27 protein-coding genes are annotated in these 25,510 nt (G+C 45.7%); 9 read left to right on the forward strand and 18 right to left on the reverse strand.

Annotation, left to right across the window (positions count from 1 at the left end):
- Positions 1 to 5: 5 nt before the first annotated feature.
- The 3 genes from S2091_RS14905 to S2091_RS14915 form a co-directional block, all read right to left on the reverse strand.
- A protein-coding gene (locus S2091_RS14905; RefSeq protein ID WP_423828244.1) for an IS3 family transposase occupies positions 6 to 1,369 on the reverse strand; the annotation gives its coding sequence in 2 pieces (ribosomal slippage) (positions 6 to 874 and positions 874 to 1,369; 1,365 coding nt in all).
- Positions 1,370 to 1,463: 94 nt separating this feature from the next.
- Complete coding sequence (locus S2091_RS14910; protein ID WP_105532742.1) at positions 1,464 to 1,754, reverse strand: YciI family protein; 291 nt, start codon at positions 1,752 to 1,754, stop codon at positions 1,464 to 1,466.
- A gap of 209 nt (positions 1,755 to 1,963) precedes the next feature.
- Positions 1,964 to 2,515, reverse strand: a complete 552-nt coding sequence (locus tag S2091_RS14915) for an FKBP-type peptidyl-prolyl cis-trans isomerase (RefSeq protein ID WP_105532743.1) — start codon at positions 2,513 to 2,515, stop codon at positions 1,964 to 1,966.
- A gap of 195 nt (positions 2,516 to 2,710) precedes the next feature.
- On the opposite strand from S2091_RS14915, the gene S2091_RS14920 reads away from it, so the two are divergent.
- The 3 genes from S2091_RS14920 to rarD all read left to right on the forward strand — a co-directional run bounded on the left by S2091_RS14920 (position 2,711) and on the right by rarD (position 5,493).
- Positions 2,711 to 3,844: a cupin domain-containing protein gene (locus S2091_RS14920; RefSeq protein ID WP_105532744.1), complete on the forward strand. Its 1,134-nt coding sequence runs from the start codon at positions 2,711 to 2,713 to the stop codon at positions 3,842 to 3,844.
- A 338-nt stretch (positions 3,845 to 4,182) separates the two neighbouring features.
- The gene (locus S2091_RS14925; RefSeq protein ID WP_105532745.1) at positions 4,183 to 4,413 is read left to right on the forward strand and encodes a hypothetical protein; all 231 of its coding nucleotides are present in this window, start codon (positions 4,183 to 4,185) and stop codon (positions 4,411 to 4,413) included.
- A gap of 177 nt (positions 4,414 to 4,590) precedes the next feature.
- Positions 4,591 to 5,493 (forward strand): EamA family transporter RarD, encoded by a 903-nt coding sequence (rarD, locus tag S2091_RS14930; RefSeq protein WP_105532746.1) that lies wholly within the window; start codon positions 4,591 to 4,593, stop codon positions 5,491 to 5,493.
- 56 nt (positions 5,494 to 5,549) lie between these two features.
- Here the strand turns inward: rarD and nadC are convergent, their stop codons facing one another.
- The 3 genes from nadC to S2091_RS24070 all read right to left on the reverse strand — a co-directional run bounded on the left by nadC (position 5,550) and on the right by S2091_RS24070 (position 7,998).
- Entirely contained in the window at positions 5,550 to 6,449 is a 900-nt protein-coding gene (gene nadC / locus S2091_RS14935; RefSeq protein ID WP_105532747.1) for a carboxylating nicotinate-nucleotide diphosphorylase, read from the reverse strand.
- A complete protein-coding gene (nadA, locus tag S2091_RS14940; protein WP_105532748.1) occupies positions 6,449 to 7,582 on the reverse strand; it encodes a quinolinate synthase NadA in 1,134 nt (377 codons plus the stop codon). The genes nadC and nadA overlap by 1 nt, the downstream gene beginning before the upstream one ends.
- A gap of 275 nt (positions 7,583 to 7,857) precedes the next feature.
- Entirely contained in the window at positions 7,858 to 7,998 is a 141-nt protein-coding gene (locus tag S2091_RS24070) for a hypothetical protein (protein WP_165794999.1), read from the reverse strand.
- Between S2091_RS24070 and cysS the strand changes: the two genes are divergently transcribed.
- Entirely contained in the window at positions 7,992 to 9,380 is a 1,389-nt protein-coding gene (gene cysS, locus S2091_RS14945; RefSeq protein WP_105532749.1) for a cysteine--tRNA ligase, read from the forward strand. The genes S2091_RS24070 and cysS overlap by 7 nt on opposite strands.
- Positions 9,381 to 9,430: 50 nt before the next feature.
- Here cysS and S2091_RS14950 read toward each other — a convergent pair whose 3' ends face one another.
- From S2091_RS14950 to S2091_RS14960, 3 genes are all read right to left on the reverse strand, one after another.
- Positions 9,431 to 10,690, reverse strand: coding sequence for a YncE family protein (locus tag S2091_RS14950; RefSeq protein WP_105532750.1), 1,260 nt, complete (start codon positions 10,688 to 10,690; stop codon positions 9,431 to 9,433).
- Positions 10,691 to 10,752: 62 nt separating this feature from the next.
- Positions 10,753 to 11,598 (reverse strand): creatininase family protein, encoded by an 846-nt coding sequence (locus S2091_RS14955; protein ID WP_243405438.1) that lies wholly within the window; start codon positions 11,596 to 11,598, stop codon positions 10,753 to 10,755.
- 378 nt (positions 11,599 to 11,976) lie between these two features.
- Positions 11,977 to 13,356: a tetratricopeptide repeat protein gene (locus S2091_RS14960; protein WP_105532752.1), complete on the reverse strand. Its 1,380-nt coding sequence runs from the start codon at positions 13,354 to 13,356 to the stop codon at positions 11,977 to 11,979.
- 95 nt (positions 13,357 to 13,451) lie between these two features.
- Here S2091_RS14960 and S2091_RS14965 point away from each other — a divergent pair, with 95 nt between their 5' ends.
- Together S2091_RS14965 and S2091_RS14970 are read left to right on the forward strand one after the other, a co-directional pair.
- On the forward strand, positions 13,452 to 13,688 hold the full coding sequence (locus tag S2091_RS14965; protein WP_105532753.1) for an antitoxin: 237 nt from the start codon (positions 13,452 to 13,454) through the stop codon (positions 13,686 to 13,688).
- Positions 13,688 to 14,092 (forward strand): type II toxin-antitoxin system VapC family toxin, encoded by a 405-nt coding sequence (locus S2091_RS14970; protein ID WP_105532754.1) that lies wholly within the window; start codon positions 13,688 to 13,690, stop codon positions 14,090 to 14,092. The genes S2091_RS14965 and S2091_RS14970 overlap by 1 nt, the downstream gene beginning before the upstream one ends.
- Positions 14,093 to 14,101: 9 nt before the next feature.
- Here S2091_RS14970 and ftsB read toward each other — a convergent pair whose 3' ends face one another.
- The 9 genes from ftsB to S2091_RS15015 all read right to left on the reverse strand — a co-directional run bounded on the left by ftsB (position 14,102) and on the right by S2091_RS15015 (position 23,380).
- Positions 14,102 to 14,389 carry a cell division protein FtsB gene (ftsB, locus tag S2091_RS14975; RefSeq protein ID WP_105532755.1) on the reverse strand — a complete coding sequence of 96 codons (288 nt, stop codon included), beginning with the start codon at positions 14,387 to 14,389 and terminating at the stop codon, positions 14,102 to 14,104.
- Positions 14,390 to 14,415: 26 nt separating this feature from the next.
- The gene (gene eno / locus S2091_RS14980; RefSeq protein ID WP_105532756.1) at positions 14,416 to 15,699 is read right to left on the reverse strand and encodes a phosphopyruvate hydratase; all 1,284 of its coding nucleotides are present in this window, start codon (positions 15,697 to 15,699) and stop codon (positions 14,416 to 14,418) included.
- A gap of 102 nt (positions 15,700 to 15,801) precedes the next feature.
- Positions 15,802 to 16,653, reverse strand: a complete 852-nt coding sequence (gene kdsA, locus S2091_RS14985) for a 3-deoxy-8-phosphooctulonate synthase (RefSeq protein ID WP_105532757.1) — start codon at positions 16,651 to 16,653, stop codon at positions 15,802 to 15,804.
- Entirely contained in the window at positions 16,650 to 18,281 is a 1,632-nt protein-coding gene (locus S2091_RS14990; protein ID WP_105532758.1) for a CTP synthase, read from the reverse strand. The genes kdsA and S2091_RS14990 overlap by 4 nt, the downstream gene beginning before the upstream one ends.
- A gap of 417 nt (positions 18,282 to 18,698) precedes the next feature.
- Positions 18,699 to 19,949 carry a radical SAM family heme chaperone HemW gene (gene hemW, locus S2091_RS14995; RefSeq protein WP_105532791.1) on the reverse strand — a complete coding sequence of 417 codons (1,251 nt, stop codon included), beginning with the start codon at positions 19,947 to 19,949 and terminating at the stop codon, positions 18,699 to 18,701.
- Positions 19,950 to 19,951: 2 nt separating this feature from the next.
- Positions 19,952 to 20,563 (reverse strand): RdgB/HAM1 family non-canonical purine NTP pyrophosphatase, encoded by a 612-nt coding sequence (gene rdgB / locus S2091_RS15000; RefSeq protein ID WP_243405439.1) that lies wholly within the window; start codon positions 20,561 to 20,563, stop codon positions 19,952 to 19,954.
- Positions 20,563 to 21,291 carry a ribonuclease PH gene (rph, locus tag S2091_RS15005; RefSeq protein ID WP_105532759.1) on the reverse strand — a complete coding sequence of 243 codons (729 nt, stop codon included), beginning with the start codon at positions 21,289 to 21,291 and terminating at the stop codon, positions 20,563 to 20,565. Before rph ends, rdgB begins: the two co-directional genes overlap by 1 nt.
- Positions 21,292 to 21,360: 69 nt before the next feature.
- Positions 21,361 to 22,308 (reverse strand): PP2C family protein-serine/threonine phosphatase, encoded by a 948-nt coding sequence (locus S2091_RS15010; protein WP_105532760.1) that lies wholly within the window; start codon positions 22,306 to 22,308, stop codon positions 21,361 to 21,363.
- Between the two features lie 58 nt (positions 22,309 to 22,366).
- On the reverse strand, positions 22,367 to 23,380 hold the full coding sequence (locus tag S2091_RS15015) for a serine/threonine protein kinase (protein ID WP_105532761.1): 1,014 nt from the start codon (positions 23,378 to 23,380) through the stop codon (positions 22,367 to 22,369).
- Positions 23,381 to 23,548: 168 nt separating this feature from the next.
- On the opposite strand from S2091_RS15015, the gene S2091_RS15020 reads away from it, so the two are divergent.
- The 3 genes from S2091_RS15020 to rpoZ all read left to right on the forward strand — a co-directional run bounded on the left by S2091_RS15020 (position 23,549) and on the right by rpoZ (position 25,384).
- Complete coding sequence (locus S2091_RS15020; RefSeq protein WP_105532762.1) at positions 23,549 to 24,439, forward strand: YicC/YloC family endoribonuclease; 891 nt, start codon at positions 23,549 to 23,551, stop codon at positions 24,437 to 24,439.
- A 29-nt stretch (positions 24,440 to 24,468) separates the two neighbouring features.
- Complete coding sequence (gmk, locus tag S2091_RS15025) at positions 24,469 to 25,119, forward strand: guanylate kinase (protein ID WP_105532763.1); 651 nt, start codon at positions 24,469 to 24,471, stop codon at positions 25,117 to 25,119.
- 61 nt (positions 25,120 to 25,180) lie between these two features.
- On the forward strand, positions 25,181 to 25,384 hold the full coding sequence (gene rpoZ, locus S2091_RS15030) for a DNA-directed RNA polymerase subunit omega (RefSeq protein ID WP_105532764.1): 204 nt from the start codon (positions 25,181 to 25,183) through the stop codon (positions 25,382 to 25,384).
- Positions 25,385 to 25,510 lie beyond the last annotated feature (126 nt).

The following is a 25,510-nucleotide window of genomic DNA, read 5'->3' on the forward strand; positions in this document are numbered from 1 at the left end:
AATTGCTAGGCTACCGAGGGCTGATTTCTGTATTGCACAGGACTCAGCCCTTTTAATTTCAGTTTAATGCGGTCGTAATTATAGTAGCGAATATAGTTGGCCAGTCCCTTCTCAAGCTCTTCAACGCTTTTAAATTTATTCAGATAGTAATATTCTGACTTCAACACTCCAAAGAAGCTTTCCATTGCCGCGTTATCCAGGCAATTTTCTTTACGCGACATACTCTGTACAACTTGGCGTTGCTCCAGTATCCGTTGGTAAGCCGACATTTGATATTGCCAGCCTTGGTCTGAATGCAGCATGGGTTTATCGTCCGGTTTGAGCTTAACCCATGCTTTCTTGAGCATGTCGCTCACCATCTTGAACACGGGTCTGCGGGACGTCTCATAGGCAATGATTTCGCCATTGTACAAATCCAAAATGGGAGACAAATAAAGCTTTTCTCCTGCCACATTAAATTCCGTGACATCCGTCACCCATTTCTGATTCGCATTTGCAGCGACAAACTGGCGCTGCAATAGATTTGGTGCGATACGACCGACACTACCTTTGTAGGAACGGTATTTTTTGATTCTGACCAATGATTTCAAACCTAATTCTGCCATCAACCGCTGTACTGTTTTATGGTTCACATTGACACCCAATTGCTTGATGCTCGCCGTGATACGACGATACCCATAACGCCCCTTATGGCGCGCGTAAATTGTGCGGATGTGCTTCTTCAAGTCGGCATACTTATCCTTCACCATCAACGCTTTTTGTTGATAGTAAAACGTACTGCGAGCTATTCCCGCAATCTTAAGTAAACCAGCAATGGGATAGTTCTGCCTTAGTTCCTGGACTACTTGCGCTTTTTGAGTGACGCTTCCAGTGCCTGCTCCTGAACTAAGGCTTTCAACTTTTTTAAATAGGCATTCTCCATACGCAGATAATTCACTTCTTCCAGCAATTCTTCGCGGCTGCGGCTCTCATCTGTTTTGGCAGGTTGTGGCTGAACTTTTTTTGGGGGCGACATGGCTTTGGGGCGTCCTCGGGTACGTGGGGTTAGGGCTTGAATGCCCTCGCTATGATAACTGCGTTCCCAATTGCTGAGAATGTTCAAATTGCGAATATCAAACAAGATCGCCGTCTCACGGTAGGAAAGCTGCTTATCCCACATAGATTGAAGTACAGATAGTTTGAACTCTGCGTTGTAATGACTGAATTTTTTATCCAGCCCCGCTTCGCCGTGTAGCGCGTACTGCTTTGACCATTTCTGTACGAATGAGCGATCAATTCCATATTGTTGCGCAACGGCTACATAACCCATTGAACTATCAAGATACCGTTTGACTACGGTCAGTTTGAATTGCTTTGTGTATTTACTCATGAAAACATCCCAAAAGTTTGGACGGATGTCCAACTTTTGGGGTGCAGTTCAAAATGAGCGTTTTTTTATGGGACAAATACACGTTAATTGCTCATCAAGCCAGCTTTAGTGATTCAAGTTTTACATCGGCTAATTTGCAATTAAAATCCATAATTTGATATTCTGCGACGTCCGCCTGCACAAAACTGTCTTCAGCCAAGATGCTCATCAGTTGTTGCTTCTCAATACTTTTTACACCAATCACGCCACCCATCCCGCTTTTTTTAGGGCCGCCAAAAAGAAAAATTCCTTCATTCAGATAACGCATAACCCATTCACCATGCGCTTTCATTTGCGGCTCAACTTGGTCCAACGATTTGATGTAACTGATATTCAGTAAAAACATAATGACTTCCTTTACGTAAAGTTAGCCCGATCAACTGATGTGAACTAAAGGTATTCACTAAGACCAAGCGAGGCAATCAGTATCACTGCCAATCATTACGCAATAAAGTAGTGGTAAGTTAATTCATTAAAAACCATCAGTTTGCAAAGATGCTTGCCAGAGCAAAAAAAACCGCATAACAATGCGGTTTTTTCTCAATACGATTTGGCTTAATGAATCGAATGCGTACGATATTCATCACCCAAACCACCAGCATCATCTTCATCGTCATCATCTTCATGATGACCATAACTGTCATGCACATGTTCGTGCTTGATTTCATCTTCGGTTGCCGCACGCACTTCAGTGACGTGCAAACTAAAACGTAGCGCGATACCGGCTAATGGATGGTTACCATCCAAAACAACCTTATCGTCAGCGATATCGGTAACGGTAAAAATCAGTTCGTCTTCGTTGTCATCCTCTGAATCAGGAACTCCTTCAAACTGCATTCCAACTTCTAATGGACTAGGCAGGCGGTTGCGTGGCTCTACTTTAACCAATTCAGCATCGTACTCACCAAAAGCATCATCAGGATCTAATTGAATTTCTGTCTTGTAGCCGGATTGCTGACCTTCCAACGCTTCTTCGATTTTTGGCAAGGTATTTTCATAACCACCATGCAAATAAATCATTGGATCATTGCCTTCCTCAATCACATTACCTTGCGCGTCAGAGAGGGTATATTCAACGGTCACCACCGTATTTCTGCCGATTTTCATACAACTTCCTTTCAATTAATCCACATATTATTGCGGTGGGATTATACCTAACTAGTTTGGGACTTACGTAAAATTGTTCCAGCAAGGCGCGCCGACGCAGCCAGTACATAAGTACGGCAAGGAGGCGTAACGCTGCTGGGGCGATTTTACGTAAGTCCTATAGTCAATTCGTTGCGCTATACATATAATACCCCCATGAAAAAACTTACACTACTAGGCAATATCACGCCGACTGAATTTTTACGCGACTACTGGCACAAAAAACCGTTATTAATTCGTCAGGCAATTCCAAACTTTAAGGCTCCCATCGAAGCGGCCGAATTAATCGGCTTAGCGGCACAGGAAGAAGTCGAATCGCGGTTGGTTAGCCATTTTAAACAGCAATGGAAAATGGAAAATGGCCCATTCACGGCTTTGCCCGATATCAAAAAGAAAGAATGGAGCTTATTGGTGCAAGGCGTTAACTTACATCACCAAGCAGCCGATGCACTGTTGCGCCAATTCAACTTCCTACCCGATGCACGCTTAGATGATTTAATGATTAGCTATGCCAGCGAAGGCGGCGGCGTTGGCCCACATTTTGATTCTTACGATGTATTTTTATTACAGGCGCATGGGCAACGACGCTGGAAAATCAGCGCGCAAAAAAATTTGGATTTAATTGATGGCATGCCCCTCAAAATTCTGAGCAACTTCACGCCAGAGCAAGAATTTGTACTGGAACCCGGCGACATGCTGTATTTGCCGCCCCAATATGCACATGACGGTATTGCGCTTGGGCCATGCATGACCTATTCAATTGGTTTCCGCGCACCGGCTTACCAGGAATTAGGCGAAGCATTTTTACAATTCATGTCCGATTCAATCGATTTGCCGGGCCGTTACGCTGATCCAGATCTTAAACCCGGTAAGCATCCGGCCGAGCTCAGCAAAGAAATGCTTGAAAAAGTAGCGCAAGAAATAAGAAAAGTGGAATTTACCAGTGAAGATATCACCGTCTTTATGGGTGAGTACTTATCCACACCCAAACATTCGGTGTTTTTTGATCAACCCAAAAAACCGCTCACGCCCGTTAGGTTTTTAATAGCCGCCAAACAACGCGGCATTCAGTTGGCGCTTAAGTCACGAATGTTGTATCGCGGTAAAAATATTTTCATGAACGGTGAATCATTCGGTGTTAGTGGCGTTGATAAAACATTACTCACTCAATTAGCGGATACACGCAGCTTAGATGGCGCATTGTTAGCCACTGCTTCCATTGATATGCAAGAGACTTTATGCCTGTGGTATGAGGATGGATGGATAAATTTACAATCGCCTGGCCGCTAAGAAAATAGCTGTTTGTGACAACTTAGTGACATTGCGTTTTACTGTACCAGCCGTACAAAATATCAAGATTTGGCGCTTTTCTTCCAAGAAATGGGTGATTATTTTGAATTCAACATAAATAATTGGCTTTTTTAGAGAAAACATACGGAAAACAACACCAAATACTGTCACATTCACAAAAACATCACTATAATACGTGCCTAGGAAACTTTCGATAGTTTCAACCGGTTTAGGCTGGTTGGGGTTAGAGAAAAAGCCTATTGAGCGATAATTACCGGTAATTATTCATCGCAAATTTCGATCTGCCTTTTATTGATCTTTATACTGAAAGTTCACAAATGAAAAAATCACTTATTTTAGTTTCCCTGTTAGCAATCGCTTTAGCTGCATGCGGCAAAAAAGAAGAAGCTGCTCCTGCACCAGCACCAGCTGTTGAAGTAACTGCACCAGCTGCTGCTTCAGCTCCTGCTGCTGCTCCAGTTGCTGCTGACGCTGCTGCTTCAGCTCCTGTTGCTGCTGACGCTGCTGCTTCTGCACCAGCTGCTGCTGCTCCAGCTGCATCTAAGTAATTCGTTACTAAGAAAAAGCCGACCTTCGGGTCGGCTTTTTTTCGTCTAATGGTTTGCAACGAGCCACTACTGACTAGTCAAAACATCCTCGCTTTAAATTCTCATCTTCAGCAAAAATTAACGTAATACGTTAAACTCGCGTCCTTCTGCAACATTGCACCACATAAAATTATGTCCATGCGCAAAGGCATCATCATGGCGGCTTGCTCCTATTCGGTTTGGGGCTTATTTCCGCTGTATTTCAAATCGATCTCCAATGTTGCGCCGATGGAGATTTTGGCACATCGCATTCTTTGGGCAATGCCCTTTCTTTTGCTAATCATCGCCTGTCGTACGCAATGGGCCTGGATCCCGAATGTAATAAAACGCCCCAAAGTTTTAGGCGGATTTATCGCTAGCGCGCTACTGCTCTCATGCAATTGGTTTATCTATATTTGGGCGGTCAATAATGGTCACGTGATCGACTCCAGCTTGGGCTATTTTATCAACCCGATCGTCAATGTATTGCTGGGATTTATTCTATTGAAAGAACGGTTACGCCCAATACAATGGCTAGCGGTTGGCATTGCTGGCTGCGGAGTGAGCTGGTTAGCACTGCAAAGTGGTCACATGCCGTGGATTAGCCTGGCATTAGCCATTTCCTTTGGCATCTACGGTTTATTGCGCAAAACCGCTGCGCTAGGCGCTTTAGAAGGGTTGTCTCTTGAGACAATTATTTTATTTCCATGCGCCTTGGCTTATGTAACTTACCTAAGCAGCCAGGGAGCCAGCACGTTTACAACTACATTAGCCATTGATAGCACAACAACCTGGCTATTGTTGGCAGCAGGCCCGATAACAGCGATTCCCTTATTGTTATTTGCCGCTGGTGCGCGACTGATTCCGATGTCTACTTTAGGGCTTTTACAATATATCGCACCTTCAATACAATTATTGCTTGGCGTTTGGCTGTTCCATGAGCCATTCAATGGAGCGAGGTTGGCGGGATTTGTGATTATATGGAGTGCGCTGATTTTGTATTCAGCGGAAGGGCTTTGGCGCGCATATCAGCAAAATAAACAAAGAATGGCGGCGGTTTAATCTAAATAAACGCCCTGCATTATTGCAATGCAGGGCTAGCATAATAACTTATATCGTTACGACGCAATGACCCGCAAAGAAAAATCGATTGCCTGAATATCTTTAGTCAAACTGCCGATAGAAATACGATCCACGCCGGTTTCAGCAATGGCACGCACGCTGCTGACATTAATACCGCCAGAGGCTTCCAGCACAGCTCGGCCAGCACTCATCACTACCGCTTCGCGCATCGTCGCCAGATCAAAATTATCCAGCAGAATTGACACGGCGCCAGCAACTAACGCTTCATCCAATTCCGCAATGCTTTCTACTTCCACCTGTATCGTCACGCCTGCGTTCAAGGCCTTAGCTGCTGCCATGGCCTGAGTAATACCGCCAGCAGCAGCGATGTGGTTTTCTTTAATTAAAATGCCGTCATACAACGCCAAGCGCTGGTTTTGACCACCACCAACGCGCACCGCGTATTTTTGCGCCAAACGCATTCCTGGCACAGTTTTACGTGTATCTAAAATCGCAGCTTTGCAACCTTCCACCAAATTCACATAGCGCCGCGTTGCGCTTGCGACGCCTGAAAGCAATTGCAAAAAGTTGAGTGCGCTACGTTCTGCAGTCAACAAGGCACGGGCCGGTGCGTGAATCTGACATACCTGACTGTCAGCCCGCATTAAATCGCCTTCGGCGTAATGCCAATGAATGCGAACCTCTGGATGGCAACGCAACATAACGGCTTCAAACCAAGGTGCACCGCATAACACTGCCGCTTCACGTACCAGCACTCGAGCTTCCACCCATGCGGCATCGGGAACCAAGAGTCCAGTCAGATCACCGCTGCCGATGTCTTCTGCTAAAGCCGTCTGTATATTCGCTTCAAAAGCGGCGGCCAAGGCTGCGTCAAACGGGGCAAACGGGTTTGATAAATTAGTTGATGAATTAGTTAATAAATTAGATGAAGTCATTATGCTGGGCCTATTCCTTGAAACAATTTTTGTTCTGCCGCCAAATCGCTACTTGGACGCACATTGGCTTTTTTATCAGCAGCGAATTGCAACATGCGATCTATGCATAAATGCGCTGCTGTACCGATCTCGGTATCCACAATAACTTCATTGCTGCCACTTTCCAGCACCGCAGCCAAATTGCGCAAACCATTCATTGCCATCCACGGACAATGGGCGCAACTCTTGCAAGTAGCGCTGTTGCCAGCAGTTGGGGCAATGATGAGTTTTTTATGCGGCGCGGCTTGCTGCATTTTGTACAGAATTCCGTTGTCCGTTGCGACGATAAATGTAGTCGCTGGCAAAGTTTTTACCGCATTAATCAGCTGTGAAGTGGAGCCAACTACATCAGCTAACGCCACCACTGCGGCAGGTGATTCAGGATGCACAAGAATTTTGGCATCAGGATATTCCTCGCGCAGCAATTCCAGTTCAACACCTTTAAATTCATCGTGTACCAAACAAGAGCCCTGCCACAACAACATGTCGGCACCGGTTTGCTTCTGGATATAATCGCCCAAATGTTTGTCCGGCGCCCACAGAATTTTTTTACCTTGCGCATGTAAGTGCGCAACGATATCCAAACCGATGGAAGAAGTCACCATCCAGTCAGCGCGTGCTTTCACCGCCGCGCTGGTATTGGCATACACAACCACGGTGCGGTCAGGATGTGCATCGCAAAATGCGGCAAATTCGTCAGCAGGGCATCCCAGGTCGAGCGAACAGGTTGCGTCTAAATCAGGCATTAAAATACGTTTTTGCGGGCTGAGAATTTTGGCGGTTTCGCCCATAAAGCGCACTCCGGCAACCACCAGAGTCTGCGCTGCGTGGTCACGCCCAAAGCGCGCCATTTCCAGCGAATCCGACACACAACCTCCGGTTTCTTCGGCTAACTCTTGTAACTCTGCATCGACATAGTAATGTGCAACCAGCACCGCTTGCTGCTCTTTAAGCAAACGCCGGATCTTGTCTTTTAACTCGATCTTTTCTTGTGCGGATGGGGCATCCGGCACTCTTGCCCACGCTTCGCTGGTACAGCTGGAACCCAGCTCCATTTGCGGACGTTCAAATTCAATAATTGTAGTGGCTTGCATAATGACTCAATTCTTGCCGTTACTCTTCAACGCACCAGCGGGCTGGCGTCTCATTGTCTGAGCGGCATAAAAATAAGAAAATTTTAAAGGAAACCGCATTATGCCCCAGCTCCAAAGGCTTTGCTGATCATTATCGACCTGTCCTTGGAGTGGATCAAGCCGCCGGCCTTACCAACTCTAGTGACAAAACATTACTTATTCTCAATTATTACCAGTTACTCAATGAAACGCTAGATTAACTTTGTCAGATTGTGATAAATTAGCGCCCTAAACCCTCACATGCCACCATGTCTAAACTCCTCTTCCGCTGTTGTCGCTGCTGCCACCCGTCTATTGCCCGCTAAGGCAATGCGCTGTATTGCGTTGCTGCTGTAAAGCGCAACACCGTTAAATTCTATTCCGTTTTTCCATGACACCACTACATCTCTACGATAATTGGGAGCGCAAGTTGCGCCCTTTTCAACCTTTGCGTGCCGATTGGGTTGGTCTGTATTGCTGCGGCCCGACAGTGTATGACTATGCGCACATCGGTAATTTGCGTACTTATTTATTTGAAGATTTGTTACGCCGTGCGCTGGAAATGAACGGCTATACCGTTCGGCACGTGGTGAATATTACCGATGTCGGACATCTCGTTTCCGACGCCGATGATGGCGAAGACAAGATGGAAAAAGGCAGCCGCAAAGCGGGTGAATCGGCTTGGGATATTGCCGATCGATTTACCATCGCGTTCAAGCACGACTTGCGCGCGCTGAATATGTTGGAGCCACAAATCTGGTGCAAAGCCACGGATCATATCGCCGAACAAATTGACTGCATCGCTACAATGGAGCAAAAAGGTTATACCTACACTACCAGCGACGGCGTGTATTTCGATACATCAAAACAGGATGATTATGGCTTTTTGGCACGCATTAAACGCGATGAGCAGGAAGCCGGAAAACGGGTAGCAATCGGCGATAAAAAAAGCGCCACTGACTTCGCACTCTGGAAATTTTCGCCCGCTAATGAAACACGGCAAATGGAATGGGATAGCCCCTGGGGGCGCGGCTTTCCTGGTTGGCATAGTGAATGCTCCGCAATGTCGGCCAAATATCTGGAGCCGTGGTTTGATATTCATTGCGGCGGTGAAGACCATATTCCGATTCATCACACCAATGAAATTGCACAATCTCAGGCTTGCTACGGCACGCGGCTGGCTAACTTTTGGTTGCACGGTTATTTTCTGCAAATTGATGCGGGCAAGATGTCCAAATCGAGTGGCGATTTTTTACGCCTGCAAACCTTGGCAGAACAGAATATCGATCCTTTGGCATACCGCTATTTATGTCTCACTGCTCATTATCGTAGTCAGTTAAATTTCAGCTGGGATGCTTTGCTTGCAGCACAAACTGCCTTGCAACGAATGCGTGAGCATTACTATTCATGGCCACCTGCGACACAAGCCAATGCCGATTTTTTGCAGCGCTTTCAGGCTGAAGTAAACCTTGATTTAAATCTGCCTAAAGCACTGGCGATTATGTGGGAACTACTCAAATCCAAGCTACCAGACGCCATAAAAAAAGCCACCATGAATCAATTTGATGCGGTACTGGGTTTAGGCCTTAGCGAATGGAAACCAGAGATAATTTCTGAGGAAGTGCGCGAGCTGGCGCAACGTCGCTGGCAAGCCCGAGCTGAGAAAAACTGGGCGCTAGCGGATCAATTGCGCGCCCAGATTCATGCTTTAGGATATGAAGTTGAAGATGGTGTAGACGGCGTGCAGATTAAGTCACGACAGATTGGTGCTTCTGCGTGACTAACTGAGCCTACACCTAAATAACTGCGTAACTGCGTAACTGCGCTAACTCAGCGCAGATTTCCGGTATGTCCCAATGAATAGCGACCCGGTTGCGGCCAGACTGTTAAACCGTGCGGCTCTTTGCCAACCGCGATTTTAGTCACTTGTCCATTGCTGGTGTCGAACCGGTAAACTTCGTCATCAAAGCGACCTGACAACCATAACTCTTTTCCGTTAGCGCTGACATTACCCATGTCCGGACTACCGCCACCAGGAATAGGCCATTGCGCGACAATTTTTTCGCTGGCGAAATCAATCACGGTTACACTACCTTTACCACGTGGTTTGCCGTGAATTTGATGTGAGCCGCGGTTGGAAACGTAAAATTGTTTGCCATCGCGACTTGGATAAATTCCGTGTGCAGCAACACCAGTGGCAATAAAACCGATTTTGGTAAACGCGTCTCCATCAATAATATGCACGCCATCTGCCTCCATATCCGCGACGTAAAAACGCTTGCCATCAGGCGAGCTGCGGATGTCTTGCGGCATGCCTTTTTTAGAGCTACAAATTTCTGTATCAGCCGGATTAATTGGGCCGGTGGAAGTTGGAACTGCTTTGAAACGGGTACTAGGCATGGTCAATTTTAAGTAACCGACCACGCTGCGATTGACCAGATCAATTTTGGCAATGCTGCCTTCAAATTCGCAGGTAAACAGCGCATATTTTCCATCAATAGAAAAGTCAGCATGATTGATACCTTTACATTGCGGCACGTCAATTGCGTATTGCAATTTCATGGTTTGCGGATCACGGAAATCTAAGCGGTGCATAGCTTCAGCGACGACGATTGCGGATTTACCATCCGGTGAAAAATACAGATTGTAAGGGTCATCCACCGGCAACGCTTTGCCCGGTTTGCCGGTGCGCGGATCGATCGGCGTCAAGCTCCCATCTTTACGACCTTCGGCATTATTCGCCACCCACAAGGTACGTAAATCCCAGGATGGAACAATATGTTGAGGAGAATAACCGACCTTAAACCTGTCCACCACTTTCAAGCTAGCTGGGTCAATTACGGTAACGTCGTTAGAGCGAAGATTCGGTACATAAATGCGCGGCAAATCGTCTTTGACGACCGGGTTAAACATATTAGCGCCGTTTTCGCTGTATATATTTTGCGGGTTGATGACCGGCGGCATACCGGGGACGGTCACAATCGATTTAATGGCAGGTGCCGTAGCAACGTTAGGAGTGCTGGCCTCTGGAGCAGCAAAAATAGCCGCTGTCGCAAACAAGGTTAAGCCAAATAGAGATATTTTTTTCATTGTGCTTCTTTATAAATAGAACTTAATAGTATTCATTGCGGTTCATCTTCAGGTTATGGATCTTAGTGTCCACTAGTAGCAGCGCGAATTGCTGCGACAGAACCATCTACAATTAGTTGTACACCTAACTGGCCTAATTCAGCAGTTGCGCGGCGCGGATCGCCGTACACGCCATCATGCTCAGTCGGTTTCGGGTTATGTATCATAGCATCGCTACGTACCAAATTTTTATCAATAGCCATCGTTAATGCTGTATCGGCCAATCCGGCATGCGTACCAATTTCCACATCGGTAAAGCCACGTTTTTTTAAAATTGCATCAAAACCAGCTGAACTCAACCGGTAATATTCCGATAGAAAAATAACCCGGCTACTCGGGTCTTTAGCCCATTCCTGATTCAACTTTTGCGCGACCCGTTCCAGGTTTTTCTTATACCCGCCGTGGTCGCCTAAAAAAACAATGTAACGAAAACCGTGCTGTTTAAAACTACGTGCAGTGCCTTCAAGCACGGCGTCAAATGCAGCATCCGGAATAGAAATGGTGCCGGCAAATCGCATGTGTGCAACGGGGGGATTGATGGAACCTTCCGGCACATACGCAATGACCGGTGCCACCAGCGCATTACCCAATTTTTGAGCAATCTGATCCGCTAACGATTTGGCACGAAAATTATGCTTGCCTAATGCGACGTAAGGCCCGGTTTGCTCGGTGGCACCTATCGGTATCAAAATCGTGTTAATAGGGTTATTAACAGAACCTGCGGCTAACCGGTCGCGCACTTCGGAGCTGGTTAATTCTTCAAGTTGCACCGCGCTACTTGCGATTTTAGGTTCAGCCGCCGCGGGTAATGCCAGGGCGAACCAGCAAATAAGTACCGACGATAAGTGATGCTTCAACAAAATACGCAAAATTCTATCCGGTGTCTTGATAACAAAGGCGTGATTATCTCACCCTGGCGAGCATTAGGGAATATTGAGTTTGGTTTGAAGGTGATTTTGACTGATTTAGATCAAAAATTAATTATTAATTTAATTGAATAACTATTTTTAACATACTACTGCATGCAATTTCATAAAATGTATTTACAGGAAATAAATACTTTGGCCTTTATATATACTGTCAAAAAGTATGATTTTTACTGATCGGAAAGCTATTAGATACGTTAAAATTTTCAAAAAATAGATGGGGTATATAAAAACTGCCCATTTTCCGCATTCCTGAACAAAAAATCTGTAATTTTTCTGCCCAAGTCGCCCCATTAACAGATTGCTTATGACAGTTACTTATTAAAGCTGCTTACTCACTTGCCACTCCTCCAAAGCTGCTGACACCATATCAATTACCGACGCCCAACCACCTTCCGTAGACTGCCGAAATAATCGCATCTGCTGCGGATACCAAGGCGTGTCGGTACGCTCGGTCAGCCAACGCCAATCCGGTCGATAATCTGGCAGCAGTAGCCAACAAGGCACGCCCATTGCGCCAGCTAAATGCGCAACGGCGGTATCGACGCTAATCACCAAATCCAGACAGCGAATTACGGCAGCGGTATCTGCAAAATCATTGAGTTGCGCACCTAATGCTTGCAATGCGAGTCCAGCAGGTGGGTTTAACGCCTCGTCTTCGCCCTGCCCTTTTTGCAAACTAATAAAGTGTACTCCCGCTACTGCACCTAGTGGCTCCAGCACTTTCAACGATTGAATTGATCGGTCCGCATCGTTTTCAAATAAAGCCAGTCCCTTCCAAACCAAGCCAACCCGTAATCCATCATTAGGCAACACGTTTTTCCAATATGCGATCTTAGCAGCCTCGGCATGTAAATAAGGAATCGGTGTAGGAAAATTGCCTGCACTAGTTTGGCAATAATGCGGCAAACTCATCGGCGGCGTCCAATAATCCCAGCCGGAAGCGGGCACCACGTCGTTGAATGAAAAAACTTCATCAACGCCAGATAAGGTTTTAAATAATTGAGTTAAACCGGGATGGCAAATGAGGGAAATACGACTGGCTCCGCGCTTTTTTAATTCGGAAATATAGCGGCAGTAAAAAATCATATCGCCATGCCCCATCTCAAAACCGATGATGATAGATTTGTCTTGCAGCACTTCGCCGCACCAACGTGGGCAAGTAAAATGGCCGGCTAACACCGGATAAGGCCAGCGGTCTTCCAAGCACCGCCAACCTTCTTCCCAGCGTTCCTGGCGAAGCAAAATATAGCTCAGGTTAAAGCTGGCTTTTTTAAAATTGTTATCCATGCTAAGCGCCGTACGATAACACTGCTCCGCTTCAGTTTCACGCTTTAAACAAGCCAGTAGCACGCCTAAATTTGACCATGCTGCGGGTGACTGGGGATTATGTTGTAGATAGTACCGATATAGTTGTTCAGATTCGCTAAAGCGTTTTTGATTCATGAGCAAAACGCCCAACATCAAATACGCCTCTTCCAATGCAGGTCGTGCCGCTAACGCTTGCCGATAAAAGGATTCTGCTGCTTGAGTATCACCGGCCTTAGAACGCAAATGTCCCAAATTCGCCAACGCCTCACCAAACCCAGGCTGCATTGCAATGGCTTGCCGAAAACACTGCTCCGCCCCATGCAAATCACCAGATTGCATGCATTGGTTACCCTCAAAGAAAAGCTCTTCCGCTGGGCTGTGGTTGGTCATTTTGTTTGCAATAAATTACAATATAAACAATACACACATGTATCTACATATCAGGAGTATAGTATATTCACGCGCATTAAAAGGAGTGAAATCAAATGCATCTAACCAAAATTTTCCGAAATGGAAATTCACAAGCAGTTCGCGTACCAGCAGAATTAGCTTACGAACGCACTGACATTGAACTGGAAATTGAACGTATAGGCGATGAACTGCGCATTCGCCCAGCGCGCCGCTCACTCACAGGTGTGCTTCAAAAATTCGCCAGGTTTGAATCAGATTTTATGATTAATGGGCGTGAAGAACAGGAACAATCTGAACGCGAGGATTTGTAATGGCGCGTTACATGCTCGACACAAATATCTGCATCTATCTAATGAAAAACCAACCAGAACAGGTCGCCAGACGCTTTGCACAATGCTACGTAGGCGACGTGGTAATTTCTGCCATCACATTTGCTGAACTGGAATATGGTATTAGCGCATCACCAAATAGCACGCAGGAGCGCCGCAACCTTTCTGAATTAATTGAAGATATCCCTGTCATGCCTTTTGATATTGCAGCAGCAACCGCTTATGGCCCAATTAGAAAAGCCACGCAGGAGCGTAAAAAAGATCATCTGGATAAATTAATTGCGGCGCACGCTACATCACTTGGCGTGATATTGGTGACCAACAATGAGCGGGATTTTTCCAGCTATCCGGGCATAACCATTGAGAATTGGGTTAACCCGATTTAATGAAAGCGACTACTCAGATTTTTTCGGTGCATCTAAAATCTGAATAAACACTTCGCCCTTTTTGAGCATACCCAATTCAAAACGGGCGCGTTCTTCTACCGCGTCAGTACCTTCTTTTAAATCGTTTACTTCCGATTCTAATTTGGCGTTACGGGTTTTGAGTTCTTGAATTTTGATGTGGGCAACATCCACTTGGTGCTCCATATCCCACACCCGCAACCAGCCGCCCTTGCCAAGCCAGAGTGGGTACTGGATGAGCAATAACAGGGCGGCAAGGACGATGGCGATCAGACGCATAGCGGGTTATGGTTATTTCAACGAGCTTATTTTAAATTATAAAATGCATCGCGACCTGGGTAGCTCGCGATATCACCTAAATCTTCTTCAATACGCAACAGTTGATTGTACTTAGCCATACGATCAGAACGTGACATAGAGCCAGTTTTGATTTGTAAAGCGTTAGTACCCACCGCGATGTCAGCAATGGTACTGTCTTCGGTTTCGCCTGAACGATGTGAGATAACGGCTGTATAACCAGCACGTTTTGCCATTTCAATCGCAGCAAAAGTTTCGGTTAATGTGCCGATTTGATTGATTTTAATCAGGATCGAATTGGCGATGTTTTTTTGGATACCTTCTTTTAAAATCTTGGTGTTGGTCACAAATAAATCGTCACCAACTAATTGCACTTTTTTACCCAATACTTTAGTCAAGGTAGCCCAACCTTCCCAGTCGCCTTCTGCCATCGCATCTTCGATAGAAATAATTGGATATTTATCGCACCAGGTCGCCAATAAATTAGTGAAGTCGGTCGCAGATAAAACCAGGCCTTCGCCTTCCAGATGGTATTTGCCATCTTTGAAAAATTCACTAGCTGCGCAATCCAGACCCAAAGCGATTTGTGTACCTGGTGTATAACCGGCAGATTCAATCGCTTGAATAATCAGTTTGATTGCTTCTTCATGGTTTGCTACCGACGGTGCAAAACCGCCTTCATCGCCAACCGCAGTCGTCAAACCTTTATCTTGCAGGATTTTTTTCAGGTGATGAAATACTTCAGCGCCGTAACGGATCGCTTCTTTAAAGCTTGGTGCGCCGATTGGAATAATCATGAATTCTTGAATATCCAGATTATTGTCTGCGTGCGCGCCGCCGTTAATGACGTTCATCATTGGCACTGGTAATTGCATTGCGCCTGAACCGCCGAAATAACGATACAACGGCAAGCCAGCTTCTTCTGCAGCTGCTTTAGCAACAGCCATCGACACTGCCAAGATCGCATTTGCGCCTAAACGGCTTTTATTTTCAGTGCCGTCTAAATCAATTAACGTGCGATCCAAAAATGCCTGTTCATTGGCGTCCAGTCCCATTATCGCTTCAGCGATTTCAGTATTAATATTTTCGCAGGCTCTTAAAACGCCTTTACCCATAAAGCGCGATTTATCGCCGTCACGCAATTCCACCGCTTCACGTGAACCGGTAGAAGCGCCAGAAGGTACGGCTGCACGGCCCATTACGCCTGATTCCAGCAACACATCGCACTCTACAGTGGGATTGCCGCGAGAATCCATAATTTCACGTCCGATAATGTCAACGATTGCGCTCATATGTAGCTCCTAGAAGGTAGTAAAAATTTAATAATGATAATGAAAAATCGCGCAATAAAAAAATACCAAACAGCAGTTTGGTATTTTTTACTGCGTCATAAATTAAGCAAAGTTGGACTCTAAAAAGCCCTGCGCCTTGACGATCTGATCGAGAGCCGTCAGCGTCGTCAGCAATTCTTTCATACGCGAGAGTGGCACTGCATTAGGGCCATCGGATTTTGCTTCGGCCGGATTTGGATGGGTTTCCATGAATAGTCCGGAAATTCCCACTGCCACCGCAGCACGCGCCAACACAGGTACAAATTCGCGTTGACCGCCCGAGGTAGTTCCCTGACCGCCCGGTAATTGCACCGAGTGAGTTGCATCAAACACGATAGGGCAACCGGTTTCGCGCATGATCGCCAATGAACGCATGTCGGACACCAGGTTGTTATAACCAAAACTGGCACCGCGCTCACAGGCCATAAACTGATCAGGCAAACCTTGAGCCAATGCAGCTGCACGCGCTTTATTGATGACATGTTGCATGTCGTGTGGTGCTAAAAACTGCCCTTTTTTGAAATTCACTGGCTTGCCTGAAACAGCGCACGCTTCAATAAAGTCGGTTTGTCGACATAAAAAAGCTGGTGTTTGCAGCACATCAACTACAGCTGCAACGGCTGCAATTTCATCAATAGAGTGCACATCAGTCAGCACTGACACGTTTAATTCGCGCTTCACATCAGCCAGAATTTCCAAGCCTTTATCGATGCCCAAACCACGGAAAGAGCTGCCTGACGAGCGATTGGCTTTATCAAACGAGGACTTATAAATGAACGGGATATTTAACTCGGTAGTGATTTCTTTTAAATAGCCAGCCGTATCCATCGCCATTTGGCGCGATTCAATAACGCATGGGCCAGCAATCAAAAATAGCGGGTGATTCAGGCCGATTTCAAATCCACACAGTTTCATTTTGAGTCCTTGTTTGCCAAAATTGCTTTCACGAATGAAATAAACAATGGGTGTCCATCACGCGGAGTTGATTTGAATTCAGGGTGATATTGCACGCCCATATACCAAGGGTGAACTGCGCGCGGCAATTCCATGATTTCACATAAATCTTCAGTTGGAGTACGTGCTGAAACGATCAGGCCAGCTTGCTCAACGCGCTCTAAATAATGGTTATTGGCTTCATAACGATGGCGATGACGCTCGGTAACCTTAGGGCCGTAAATTTCTGCTGCCAAAGTTTCTGGTTTAACTGAACAGGTTTGCGCACCTAAACGCATCGTGCCACCTAAATCGGAATTTTCATCGCGCGTTTGCACTTTGCCGTCATGATTTTGCCACTCATTAATCAAGGCGACTACCGGATGATCGGTGTCCGCATCAAATTCGGTGGAATTGGCATTTTTCAGGTCAGCCATATTACGGGCGTATTCAATTAAGGCAACCTGCATACCCAAACAAATACCTAAATACGGAACTTTGTTTTCACGTGCATAACGTGCTGCGTTAATTTTACCTTCGACGCCGCGTTTACCGAAACCGCCGGGAACCAAAATACCGTCGAATTTCTCCAACGCTTTCGTGCCGTGTTTTTCGATCTCTTCCGAATCAACGTACTCAATATTCACACGGCTTTCGGTGTGAATACCGGCATGACGCAACGCTTCAGTCAGTGATTTATAAGATTCAGTTAAATCGACATATTTACCGACCATACCGATAGTGATGTCGCGTTTAGGATTTTCCAGCGCGTGGATTAATTTAGTCCACATGGATAAATCGGCCGGCTTTGGATTGATCCCTAAACGTTCACAGATCAAATCATCCAAGCCTTGATCGTGCAACATTTGTGGCACTTTATAGATGGTGTCAGCGTCCCATAAAGAAATGACGCCTTCTTCATGCACATTAGAGAACAGCGAAATTTTAGCGCGTTCATCATCAGGAATTGGGCGGTCAGCGCGGCACAATAAAGCATCTGGCGAAATACCGATTTCACGCAGTTTTTGTACGCTGTGTTGGGTAGGTTTGGTTTTTAACTCACCAGCTGAAACCAAATACGGCACTAAAGTCAAATGCACAAAAGCGACGGTATTTTTTGGTGAGCGCAAGCTTAATTGACGGGCTGCTTCCAAAAATGGCAGTGACTCAATATCACCAACGGTGCCGCCAATTTCAACCAGTGCGACATCATAACCATCCGCGCCACGGCGGATATAGTCTTGAATTTCGTTGGTAATGTGCGGAATAACCTGAACGGTTTTACCGAGATATTCGCCGCGGCGTTCTTTGCGAATGACCGATTCATAAATCTGCCCAGTAGTGAAGTTATTCACTTTTTTCATGCGGGTAGTAATGAAACGCTCATAGTGACCAAGATCCAGATCGGTCTCTGCGCCATCATCGGTAACAAATACTTCACCGTGCTGGAATGGACTCATGGTGCCCGGATCTACGTTGATGTAGGGATCCAGTTTTAACATGGTGACTTTGAGACCGCGCGATTCTAAAATCGCTGCGAGAGAGGCGGCGGCAATGCCTTTGCCTAGGGAGGATACGACCCCACCTGTTACGAATACATACTTAGTCATTGCAGAAGGTGCTATGCAGCACGAGCGGGAAATTCGAATTATACATCAATGCCCGATAACTCAAAAGCCCCCTGTAAAGAAAATTGAATATTATCCGCAACGTAGGGTGGGCACGGTTTTGTGGTGCAGCCAGGGTTTCGACTGGCATGCCAGTCGCTGGCGTAACGGTTTGGCTATGCAGAGCCAAACTCCTACGCATTCATATGGCTCTTGTAAATGCCCACGCGTTTCCATTAATAACGAATATCTTCAACTGAAATCCATTGTTTGTCTGCGGTTACGCGTGGGCACAAAACCGTGCCTACCCTACTCAGCTGTCAAAAAAATGGTTTTTCGTTGCAAAAAAACCACTTAATACATTGAATTTTTACAAACATAGTAGGAGCATATGAAATTGCTGTTTTTGCTCTTTTCAATTCAATTTTTCAAAAACATCTGCTGCAAATCATTTAAAAACCGCATCCCTAATTCCGTAGCACGTATCTGTTGATGATCCCGATATATCAATCCTTTTTTCTCTGCGTTGTGCAAAGAATGCTCTATCGTCGTCAAACTCAGACCAGTACGCTCAGCAAACAAATTAACCGGGAATCCGTCAGTCAACCTAAGCGTATTCAACATAAATTCAAACGCCATATCATCGCGTGTTATCTCATTAGACTCCTGAATTTCACGCCCTTCACTGACCGCCTGCATATACGCTTTAGGATTTTTATAACGCATTTCACGCACCACGCGGTGTGGGAATGACAATTTGGAATGGGCACCTGCGCCTATCCCCAAATAATCACCGAATTGCCAATAATTCAAATTATGGCGAGCCTGGTGCTTTTCCTTAGCATAGGCGGACACTTCATAATGCTGGTACTCGGCCGCCGTCATTATTTCGGTGATTTCATCTTGCATTTCTGCGCTAGCATCATCGTCCGGCAACGCTGGCGGATACTTGGCAAACAGCGTATTAGGTTCCAGCGTTAAATGATACAAAGACAAATGCGGTGCGCCACTGGCAATCGCGGTTTGCACATCCAAACGCGCCTCAGACAAAGTTTGCTTAGGCAAGGCATACATTAAATCGAGATTGAAATTATCAAAATGCGTTTGGGCTATTTCGATGGCCCTGCGCGCTTCATCACCATCATGAATCCGCCCCAAGGCTTGCAGGTGCTGACTATTAAAACTTTGGATGCCGATGGATAAACGATTTACACCACTAGCACGATAAGAGCGGAATTTTTCCGCTTCAAATGTGCCGGGATTCGCTTCCATGGTAATTTCTACCGCACCATCCAGTGGCAGCAAAGTACGCACGTCGGACAATAATCGATCCAATCCCGCCGCCGATAACAAGCTCGGCGTACCGCCACCAATAAAGATGGTATAAATTTTACGCCCCCAAATCGCGGGCAAAGCGCGTTCCAAATCCAGTCGTAATGCTGACAGATATTCATCTTCAGGGAAGCCATTCTTAGCCTCATGCGAATTGAAGTCGCAATAAGGGCATTTTTTGACGCACCAAGGAATGTGGATATATAACGCCAGCGGCGGCAAAGCAGCCAAACTAAGGCTGCCCGGCTGCATAAATTTTTGCGCTACATTGGCGTTTAATTCAGCGGGAGTATTTTTTTTTGTGCTCGGCAAGCCTGAGACTGGCTTAATCGGAATAATCATCACAACTCAGTTAATTTTTCCAGCAATTGACGCATTGCCAGCCCACGGTGCGAGAGCTGGTTTTTTTGTTCTGGCGCTAACTCTGCTGCTGTTTTGCCTAATTCCGGCAGCCAGAAATGCGCATCATAGCCAAACCCATTAGTGCCGCGTGGCTCAGCGCAAATTTCACCATTCCAGCGACCGTCAGCAATAATCGGCTGCGGATCGTCAGCGTGCCTGACCAAAACGCAAACACTATAGTAATAGGCCGTTTTATCATCCAGATTACTTAAGGCTGCAACCAATTTTTGATTATTCCGTGCGTCTGATTTAGGCTCACCAGCAAAGCGCGCCGACTGTACGCCGGGCTCACCACCCAGGGCATTGACGCACAAACCCGAATCATCAGCCAAAGCGGGGAAACCAGTGCTACGTGCTGCATGCCGGGCTTTGGTTAAAGCATTTTCAATGAAGGTATTAAAAGGTTCTTCGGCTTCGCTTACGCCAAAGCTGGTTTGCGTGTGCACTTCAATACCGAGTGGCGCCAACATCGCGCTCAACTCCTTGAGTTTACCTAAATTGCCTGAGGCCAAAATCAACTTATTTGCTAATTTATCCATCAACTTACTCATTAAATATCCAACACCTGCTTTTGCAAAGCGATTAAATCAACAATGCCGTCATGCGCCAAATCCAGCAAACGATTCATGGTTGGGCGATCAAACGTAGCGCCTTCCGCAGTACCTTGAACTTCCACAAACTGGCCGGATTCAGTCATCACCACATTCATATCGGTGTCGCATTCAGAGTCTTCCATATAATCTAAATCCAATACCGGAACGCCTTGGTAAACACCCACCGAAATAGCTGCCACAAATTTTTTCAATGGAATATTCAGAATTTTATCCTGCCTAACCAACATCGAAAACGCATCGTAAGCCGCCACCATAGAACCGGTAATGGCTGCAGTGCGGGTACCGCCATCTGCCTGAATTACATCGCAATCTAAATGCAAAGTACGTTCACCGAATGCCTCTAAATCAAAGGCAGCACGCAAGGAGCGGCCAATTAAACGTTGAATTTCCTGAGTGCGACCGCTCTGCTTGCCTTTGGCCGCTTCTCTGTCCATACGCGTATTGGTTGACCGCGGCAACATGCCGTATTCTGCGGTGAGCCATCCTTGGCCACGGCCCTTTAAAAAGCCGGGTACTTTATCTTCAATACTTGCAGTGCAAATTACCTTGGTATCGCCGAACTCAACCAGCACAGAACCTTCTGCATGTTTGGTGAAATGACGGCTAATGACGACTGGACGCAACGCATTGACGTTACGCTTACTAGGCCGTTGAAAATGAATCATTATTTATCCTAGTCAGGTTTTATTAAATATAGTTTTATTATGTTGAATTTATTAAGCAGCGCCGAAATATTACGATTTCAAGCCCACTTTTGATGATTTTTGAATCGCCTTACGAATTTCCTCAATCGCTTTTTCGATATCAGCCTCATCAAAACCATCGATCTCTTCTCCACCCTCTTGTATTCCGGAGCGCTCATCGTCAAGTATGGTCGAGTGTATCGTCGTGGTAACGGCACCGATCGGCAGTGTGTGAGTAGTAACCGTTGATGGATTATCATCCCCACCTTCCCACATCATCGCTAACGCCGTGACATTGTCAGAAGATTTGCCGGCAATAGACAATGCTTTATTCAGTAGTTCTGGCACGGCGCGAACGATCGTCCGCTCACGCAGATGTTGTAATAACACGTGCTCCGGCAACACCGACCACAGCCCATCCGAACACAGCAACATTACGTCGCCCGCCTGCAAATTAACCCGGCGCGACATTTCTACTATCGGTAAATTAGGCGCACCCAAACAGTTAAATAGTTTATTGCGATCTGGATGGGTATCACGTTGTGAAGCATCAATCGCGCCTTGCGCAATTAATGTTTCCAAACGTGAATGATCTCTGGTGCGTAGCAATAACTGCCCATTACGCATCCAATATAAACGTGAATCACCGCAATGCGCCCAAAATGCCGTGTCATGCTGAATCAAACAAGCGACGATGGTGGTGCGTGGCGTATCGGGTAAATTATTAATAATTTTAAAACGATGGATTTCTTTATGTGCAGCCAGAAAACTTTCTTCTAAAAATCGTTCCGGCCGACCTATGCAAGGCTTAGCCTGTTGCTGAAACAGATTCCCAATAGTTTGCATTGCGATGGTAGCAGCCATTTCTCCCATGATATGGCCACCCATTCCATCTGCTAACAAAAGCAATAATGAATCACGCGTAAAGCAATAACCCATTCTGTCCTGGTTAACTTTTCGCCCGCCAATATGGCTTTCTTGATATACAGAAAAACGCATCGAATTTGCCCTAATAAGTAAGTCCCGCTACAACACTATTTTTTATTTTTTAATCCGATTACAGGGAGTTTCCTGTAATCGTCTTGCTATCAAGCTCATCGTTCTTAGGCTTATTAATGCCATCCATCAGCTTGGCGTAAAACAATTTAACTTTCTCCAGCAAGCTTGGCTCTTTCTTCTCTTCAATTTTTAACATTAAAGCTTTTTGCAAGGCAAACACACTTGGCGGACGCTCTAACGGATCTAGCCTTAAGCACCAACGCACCACTTCGATTAACTCAGCAGAATAAGATTCATCCAACTTGCGATAATGGCGCTCCATTTTATCGCTTACTTTACGCTGATCAGATGGCTGCGGTGGCGCGCCGGCCATACACGCGAACATGGCAGCACCGATGCTATAGATATCGGTCCACGGGCCTAAATTGGCATTTTTCTCATACAGTTCTGGCGCAGCAAAGCCCGGCGTATACATTGGGTACAGCTTCGGCAAATCGGTGCGCAAGGTTTGTCTGGCTGCACCAAAATCCAACAAAATCGGTGTACCGTCCAGACGCAAATAAATATTGGCGGGTTTTAAATCCAAGTGCAGCAGTTTGTTAGTATGCACTTCACGCAAACCATTCAACACCTGACTAAACATCTTACGAATAAAACGTTCGGTCACAATCGGCCGCTCAGGCTTATCGCGACGTCGCAAAATATGTTCTTGCAATGAACAGCCTGATTCATACGCCATCACCATATATACCGTGTCATTGGCGCGGAAAAAATTCAACACGCTAACCACATTGGGATGAGAAATACGCGCCAAAGCACGGCCTTCTTCGAAGAAGCACTTCAAGCCTATCCGGTAAATCGGCAAATTTTCAGGAGAAATCGCAGGAGCCAACTCACCTAGCTGGCGCAACACCAAAGAACTAGGCAAGTATTCTTTGATCGCAACAGGAGTACCCTCTTCATCTGAAGCTAAATACACGATACTAAACCCGCCAGACGCAATTTTCTTTACAATGCGGTATCCAGCAACTTCTAACCCATCGGGCAGTGGGGCATTATTCTGTGCAGCCATATCGTCCTGTGTATGTACTTCGATTAACGTCAATCTCTCTATTTATTGCCACTTATTGCCAATTCTTCAGCGCTAACCTGTTAAATTTTTAGTCAACAGCTAGTATACTTGGTAGTCGATTTTGAATGCATCAAAACCTTAACGAGGAAAACCGTGAGTATTTATAGCATGACAGGTTATGCTGTCACAAGCCGCGACGTTGACGCCGGCAGCATGACAATTGAAATTAAAAGTGTTAATTCACGCTTCCTTGATTTGCAATTCCGAATGAATGACGATTTCCGTGCTTTTGAACCATCATTCAGAGAAGCAATAATAACACGCATTACTAGGGGGAAAGTCGAATGTCGCTTTAGTTTTGCACGCAAAGAACAACAACAAAATAACAAAACCATGAACCCGGTGGTGTTAAGTCAATTAGCGCAATTTCAACATGATCTGAAAATCCAGTTTCCTGAAAGCGCCGCTTTAACCATGCATGAAATGTTACGCTGGCCCGGCGTTATTGAGGAAAATACCGTTTCCGACGATGGGTTAACAGCACACGCCATGGAATGCATGCTCGGCACCTTAGAAGCCTTTGTGCTAAGTCGCGAACGTGAAGGTAACGCCTTACAGGTAGTGTTAATCAATAAAATTAGCGAAATGGAAGCAATTGTTGAACGGATTAGCCCAATCATCCCGCAATTAATTGCGCAGTTCCAACAAAAATCGGTGAATCGCCTGCAAGAAGCATTAGGAATGACTAACGGTAACAATTTACCGACCATTTCACGCGAAGAAGTAATGGACAGAATCCGCCAAGAAGTGGCTTTGTACGGTATTCGCATTGATATTGCCGAAGAATTAACCCGCCTTTCCGGCCATTTAACAGAAACCCGACACATTCTTAACAAGGGCGGACAAGTAGGTAAACGCTTGGACTTCATGATGCAAGAATTGAATCGTGAAGCCAATACGCTAGGATCAAAAGCAGCCCTAAAAGAACTGGCCGATGCCGCGATGGAGCTAAAACTGTTAATTGAGCAAATGCGCGAACAAGTGCAAAATTTAGAATAGAGCAATTAACGACATCCATAGGAAAAAATATGTCACACCTAAATACCCATGCAGGCAGCCTGTTTATGGTTGCAGCGCCATCTGGCGCGGGCAAGTCGACCTTGGTCAATGCCTTGCTGGCCAAAGAATCTGATTTACGGCTTTCCATTTCCTACACAACCCGCCCGCCGCGTCCGGGCGAAGTCGATGGGCGTGAATATCATTTCACGACCGTCGAAGATTTTTTAGCACGTAAAGATAACAAGGAATTTTTAGAATGCGCCGAAGTGCACGGCAATTACTATGGCACATCGCGCATTTTGATCAATCAACACATGCAAGCTGGCACCGATATGTTGCTGGAAATTGATTGGCAAGGCGCTCAGCAAGTCAAAGCCCAATTCCCACATTCTGTAGGAATTTTCATATTACCGCCCTCAATCGATGCGTTAGAACAAAGACTTAAAAAGCGTGGACAAGATAGCGAACAGGTAATAACACGACGATTATTGGCAGCTGGCGGGGAAATTGCACACGCTCCAGAGTTTGAATATGTTATTATTAATCAGGAATTTGAAGTGGCTTTATCTGAATTGGTCGCCATAGTCAAAGCAACCCGATGCCGATTCAATCAGCAAGCAGCACGAAATTCAGCACTGTTTGCACAATTTGGCATCCACGCCAATCTAAGTCAGACCTAAGCCAGATAATCTTTAAACCACCTCACTCATTTATATAATTTGCAAGAATAAGGGAATTACCATGGCTCGTATTACCATTGAAGACGCTTTAAAACACATTCCAAATCGCTTTCAGCTCACTTTGTGCGCAACTTATCGTGCACGTCAGCTTCTGCAAGGTCACACTCCAAAGATCGACTCTAAAGATAAACCAACCGTTATCGCCCTGCGTGAAATCGCTGAAGGCAAAGTTGGTATCGAAATGCTGAAAAAAGTCCCACTGTAATTGCCAGCTTTGAATATAATTTAATTCAGCTGCCTTATTCAGCTAATTACATGCCGTGATGATAGGACTATCGTCACGGTTTCGTCATAACAAATCTTTTTTACTTATATTCACGTTATTTTGATT

The organism is Solimicrobium silvestre (assembly GCF_002976435.1).
Classification (GTDB): domain Bacteria; phylum Pseudomonadota; class Gammaproteobacteria; order Burkholderiales; family Burkholderiaceae_D; genus Solimicrobium; species Solimicrobium silvestre.

What these genes read in the sequence shown, in the direction of transcription:
- rpoZ (WP_105532764.1), top strand. Translation starts at nt 25,181, where the DNA reads ATGGCTCGTATTACCATTGAAGACGCTTTAAAACACATTCCAAATCGC.
- S2091_RS14925 (WP_105532745.1), top strand. Translation starts at nt 4,183, where the DNA reads ATGAAAAAATCACTTATTTTAGTTTCCCTGTTAGCAATCGCTTTAGCT.
- cysS (WP_105532749.1), top strand. Translation starts at nt 7,992, where the DNA reads ATGACACCACTACATCTCTACGATAATTGGGAGCGCAAGTTGCGCCCT.
- S2091_RS15015 (WP_105532761.1), bottom strand. Translation starts at nt 23,380, where the DNA reads ATGGCTGCACAGAATAATGCCCCACTGCCCGATGGGTTAGAAGTTGCT.
- S2091_RS14960 (WP_105532752.1), bottom strand. Translation starts at nt 13,356, where the DNA reads ATGACCAACCACAGCCCAGCGGAAGAGCTTTTCTTTGAGGGTAACCAA.
- kdsA (WP_105532757.1), bottom strand. Translation starts at nt 16,653, where the DNA reads ATGAAACTGTGTGGATTTGAAATCGGCCTGAATCACCCGCTATTTTTG.
- ftsB (WP_105532755.1), bottom strand. Translation starts at nt 14,389, where the DNA reads ATGCGTCTGATCGCCATCGTCCTTGCCGCCCTGTTATTGCTCATCCAG.
- S2091_RS14990 (WP_105532758.1), bottom strand. Translation starts at nt 18,281, where the DNA reads ATGACTAAGTATGTATTCGTAACAGGTGGGGTCGTATCCTCCCTAGGC.
- rph (WP_105532759.1), bottom strand. Translation starts at nt 21,291, where the DNA reads ATGATTCATTTTCAACGGCCTAGTAAGCGTAACGTCAATGCGTTGCGT.
- S2091_RS14915 (WP_105532743.1), bottom strand. Translation starts at nt 2,515, where the DNA reads ATGAAAATCGGCAGAAATACGGTGGTGACCGTTGAATATACCCTCTCT.
- nadA (WP_105532748.1), bottom strand. Translation starts at nt 7,582, where the DNA reads ATGCAAGCCACTACAATTATTGAATTTGAACGTCCGCAAATGGAGCTG.
- S2091_RS15020 (WP_105532762.1), top strand. Translation starts at nt 23,549, where the DNA reads ATGACAGGTTATGCTGTCACAAGCCGCGACGTTGACGCCGGCAGCATG.
- S2091_RS14910 (WP_105532742.1), bottom strand. Translation starts at nt 1,754, where the DNA reads ATGTTTTTACTGAATATCAGTTACATCAAATCGTTGGACCAAGTTGAG.
- S2091_RS14965 (WP_105532753.1), top strand. Translation starts at nt 13,452, where the DNA reads ATGCATCTAACCAAAATTTTCCGAAATGGAAATTCACAAGCAGTTCGC.
- nadC (WP_105532747.1), bottom strand. Translation starts at nt 6,449, where the DNA reads ATGACTTCATCTAATTTATTAACTAATTCATCAACTAATTTATCAAAC.
- eno (WP_105532756.1), bottom strand. Translation starts at nt 15,699, where the DNA reads ATGAGCGCAATCGTTGACATTATCGGACGTGAAATTATGGATTCTCGC.
- S2091_RS15010 (WP_105532760.1), bottom strand. Translation starts at nt 22,308, where the DNA reads ATGCGTTTTTCTGTATATCAAGAAAGCCATATTGGCGGGCGAAAAGTT.
- S2091_RS14950 (WP_105532750.1), bottom strand. Translation starts at nt 10,690, where the DNA reads ATGAAAAAAATATCTCTATTTGGCTTAACCTTGTTTGCGACAGCGGCT.
- gmk (WP_105532763.1), top strand. Translation starts at nt 24,469, where the DNA reads ATGTCACACCTAAATACCCATGCAGGCAGCCTGTTTATGGTTGCAGCG.
- S2091_RS14970 (WP_105532754.1), top strand. Translation starts at nt 13,688, where the DNA reads ATGGCGCGTTACATGCTCGACACAAATATCTGCATCTATCTAATGAAA.
- rdgB (WP_243405439.1), bottom strand. Translation starts at nt 20,563, where the DNA reads ATGAGTAAGTTGATGGATAAATTAGCAAATAAGTTGATTTTGGCCTCA.
- S2091_RS14920 (WP_105532744.1), top strand. Translation starts at nt 2,711, where the DNA reads ATGAAAAAACTTACACTACTAGGCAATATCACGCCGACTGAATTTTTA.
- rarD (WP_105532746.1), top strand. Translation starts at nt 4,591, where the DNA reads ATGCGCAAAGGCATCATCATGGCGGCTTGCTCCTATTCGGTTTGGGGC.